Source organism: Pseudomonadota bacterium (assembly GCA_022361155.1).
Lineage (GTDB): Bacteria > Myxococcota_A > Polyangia > Polyangiales > JAKSBK01 > JAKSBK01.
Genome location: JAKSBK010000492.1, coordinates 1 through 3,645 on the forward strand (window position 1 = coordinate 1; position 3,645 = coordinate 3,645).

2 protein-coding genes are annotated in these 3,645 nt (G+C 64.1%); one reads left to right on the forward strand and one right to left on the reverse strand.

Annotation, left to right across the window (positions count from 1 at the left end; translation table 11 throughout):
- Window positions 1-592: 592 nt before the first annotated feature.
- Window positions 593-1,171 (forward strand): D-sedoheptulose 7-phosphate isomerase, encoded by a 579-nt coding sequence (locus MJD61_18330; protein MCG8557220.1) that lies wholly within the window; start codon window positions 593-595, stop codon window positions 1,169-1,171.
- A 105-nt stretch (window positions 1,172-1,276) separates the two neighbouring features.
- Here MJD61_18330 and polA read toward each other — a convergent pair.
- The coding region (polA, locus tag MJD61_18335) for a DNA polymerase I (GenBank protein MCG8557221.1) at window positions 1,277-3,645 on the reverse strand (2,369 nt) is incomplete at its 5' end.

A 3,645-nucleotide genomic window follows, 5' to 3' on the forward strand; every position in this document is an offset into this window, starting at 1 on the left:
CGCATCGAGAAGTACAAGTCCTTCGTCTACGAGCAAGTGCGCCTTGTCGAACAAGACGGCGAGCTTGCCCTGCTCGTGAACATCGTTGCCCGTGCCAACGGGAGCAATCCCCGAGCTCCTCTGAGTTGATCGAGTACACGCTGCCGCAGGGTGCACGGCGGCGGCCCGTACCGCAGCACCCGGTGCGACAGGAGCTCGTCATCTTCGATGAGGAGAGCTCGCACCGGGGCGGCGACGGCCGCCGCTATCCCCCGGCCACACGACGCCCACCGGAGCAACCCAAAACCGCCAAACTCGAGACTAGTACCGCCACGACACACGAATCGACCAGCGCGCAGTGCTAACATGCTACGCTTGCTAGTGTCCTGCATCCGTGATTACGTACGTAAGTCGGCGAGCAATTGGCGACGCTCGGGTCATCGAATCGACGCAGGCTGCGGTTCAATTTCGATGCAGTGCAGCGCTATTTCCAGGAGATAGCCAAACGGCGATCGATGGCGTGGGCGGTGCCAAGGGCCGGCGAATTATGTGCGGGATTTCGGATACAGGACACTAGCTGCTGGTGCTCTGGCACGAAAGGTCCTATCGCGCCATGTCGACAAAGGTCTCACGGGCGTTGCGGGAGCATGGTCAAGTGACCGGGGCGCTCTGTAGCCTCGCTCCACAGATCGAGTCAGCGGCAACAAGAACCGCACAAGCCCTTCGTGCCGGGGGCAAGGTCCTGTGGATGGGTAACGGAGGCAGTGCTGCCGACTGTCAGCACCTCGCCGCAGAGCTCGTGGGCCGCTACGAACGTGAGCGTCCGGGCTGGCCATCGCTCGCGCTCAGCAGCGACAGCTCGGTGGTCACCGCCATCAGCAACGACTACGGCTACGAGCAGCTCTTCGCGCGCCAAGTGCTCGCTCTATGTGCCCAGGGCGACGTGCTCGTGGGGATCTCGACTTCGGGAGAAAGCCCCAACGTTCTGGCCGGATTGCGTGCCGGCCGGAAGCGAGGAGCGATCCTGCTGGGGCTGTGCGGCCAAGACGGCGGACAGATGCCAGGGCTCGTGGACATCTGCCTGAGCGTGCCTTCGCAGCGCACGTCGCGTGTTCAGGAGGCGCACATCCTGATCGGGCACATCCTGTGCGAGCGGGTCGAAGAGATGCTGACCGGCTCGCCGGCGGTCTAGTGTCCTGTGTCCGTGATTACGTGCATAAGTCGCCGAGCAATTGGCGACGATCTTCGAATCCGTTCCGAGCTGAGCTCGGTAGTGTCTTCAGAATACTCCCGTTGGTCAGTGCGCCTCTGCCCAGGTGGAGCCCCAGCCCAACTCGACAACCAGCGGTACGCTGAGCTTCAGGGCATTCTCCATGACGCTGCGGACCAAGTCCTCGAGCTGCTCGCGTTCCTCTGGTGGCGCCTCGAACACCAGCTCATCGTGCACGGTCAGCAGCATGCGTGATCGGAGCCCACGCTCCTTGATCTTGCGATGGCTTTCGACCATCGCAAGCTTGATGACGTCCGCAGCCGAGCCCTGAATGGGAGAATTGCAGGCGACGCGTTCCGCCGCCTGACGTCGCGCACGGCTCTGGCTCCGCAGGTCAGGAATGCGACGCAGACGCCCGCAGATCGTGCGTACCAAACCGGAACTGCGCGCGTCGGCGATCGTCTGGTCCAAGAAGAGGCGAACGCCGGCATAACGCTCGAAGAAGGCCTTGATGTAGCGCGCCGCCTCCGCGCGCGGGATGCCCAAGCTGCGAGCCAGCGCAAACTGGGTCTGTCCGTAGATGACCGCAAAGTTCACGGTCTTGGCCTGAGCGCGCATGCGTCGCGTCACCTCCTCGGGCCCGGCACCGAAGATGGCACACGCAGTGCGCACGTGAACGTCCTGGCCGCTTGCGAACGCGGCGAGCAGCTCGCTGTCCTGGCTCAGGTGAGCGAGCAGTCGCAGCTCGATCTGCGAGTAATCGGCGCAAAGCAACGACCAGCCCTCCTGTGCTACGAAAGCTTCGCGTACCTGCCGGCCGATGTCGTCACGGATCGGAATGTTCTGTAGGTTGGGCTCGCTCGAGGAAAGCCTCCCTGTCGCTGCCACAACCTGCCCAAACAAGGTGTGAACACGGCCGGTCTTGGGATCGATCTCTCGGGGCAGCGCATCGAGGTACGTGCTCTTCAGCTTGGCGATAGAGCGGTGCTCCAACACCGCCGCCGGGAGCTCGTGCACTGCGGACAGCTCCTCCAGGACATCATGATCGGTGGAACGTGCGGTCTTGGTACGCTTGATTACGGGTAGCTTGAGCTCATCGAACAGAATGCTCTCGAGCTGGCGCGGCGAGGCAACGTTGAATTCGCGACTCGCGAGCTCGTGGCAGCGCGCCTCCAGCTCCTTCAGCCTCAGCGCAGCCTGCGTGGCGAGCCGAGCCAGCCGCCGGCGGTCCACGCGAACGCCGGTGCCTTCCATCTCTGCCAACACGTTCGCGAGTGGCAGCTCCAAATCCCGAAGCAGTCTCAGGCAGCCCGCCTGCTCCAGCTGTCGCTCCAGCGGTCCAGCCAAGAGCAGCAACGCTTGTGCGCGCATGCACACGAAGCCACCTGCTTCGCTCGGCTCTAGCTCGTGGTAGTCCCTGCGTGCCCGGCCGCTGCCCAGCAGGTCTGCCTCCGGCTCCAGCTCGAGCCCCAACTCGGATGCTGCCAAGACATGCAGCGCATGCGATCCCCGATCCGGATCCAGGAGATAGCTTGCAAGCGCACTGTCGACCTCCACTCCACGCAGCAACACGCCATGCCGCGCCAGCAGCGCAACGTCTCGCTTCGTGTCCGAGCTGTACTTGCTTACGCCGGCGTCCTCCAGCAGCGGCCCCAGCAGCTCGACGACCCGCGCCACAGGAATCTGGCTGGGACAACCCAGGAACCTGTGCCCAAGGGGCACGTAGCACGCGGCGCAGCTCGCCTCGCCTCGGCCGGCGTCCCGGTTCGGGTCGAGCCCGGACTCATCCCATGCGAAACCCAGTCCGACGAGCCCGGCCTGCGCTCCCCTGTGCTCGCCGAGGCAGGTGACCGCAAACGCGCCAGCATGAACCAGGCTCTCGCGTAGCTGCTCGAGCCTAGCCTCCGAAGCCCCGAGTATCCTCGGCGCCGACAAGCTGGGGGTCGCAGCGGCCGGATCGCTACTCCTCGCCGTCGATGCGGACTCGTTCGTGAGCTTTGCGAGCAGGCGGTGGAACTCAAGCTCATCGAAAAGAGGCCGCAGCCTCGAGGCATCGGGACCATCGTAGTCGAGAGCACCACCGCCGACGTCGAAATCCAAGTCCTGCCGTAGCGTAACGAGGTCGCGCGACAGGTACGCCTGTGCCTTGTGTTGTTCGAGCTTCGCGCGTAGACTCCGGCGCTTCACCTGATCGAGCTTCGCGTATATTCCGTCGAGCGTGCCGTACTGCGCCAAAAGAGCCACAGCCGTCTTGGGACCCACCGATGGAACCCCGGGAACGTTGTCGGAGCTGTCGCCCATCAATGCGAGCAGATCCCGTACCTGAACCGGGGGGACGCCCAACTTCGCCTCTACCTCCGGGGGGCCGAATACACGACCTCGCATCGAGTCGAACAGCAGCACCTGGTCGCCCACCAGCTGCATCAAGTCCTTGTCCGCGCTGACGATCACCACCG

Coding starts and splice junctions, on each gene's coding strand:
- MJD61_18330 (MCG8557220.1), top strand. CDS start 593: ATGTCGACAAAGGTCTCACGGGCGTTGCGGGAGCATGGTCAAGTGACC.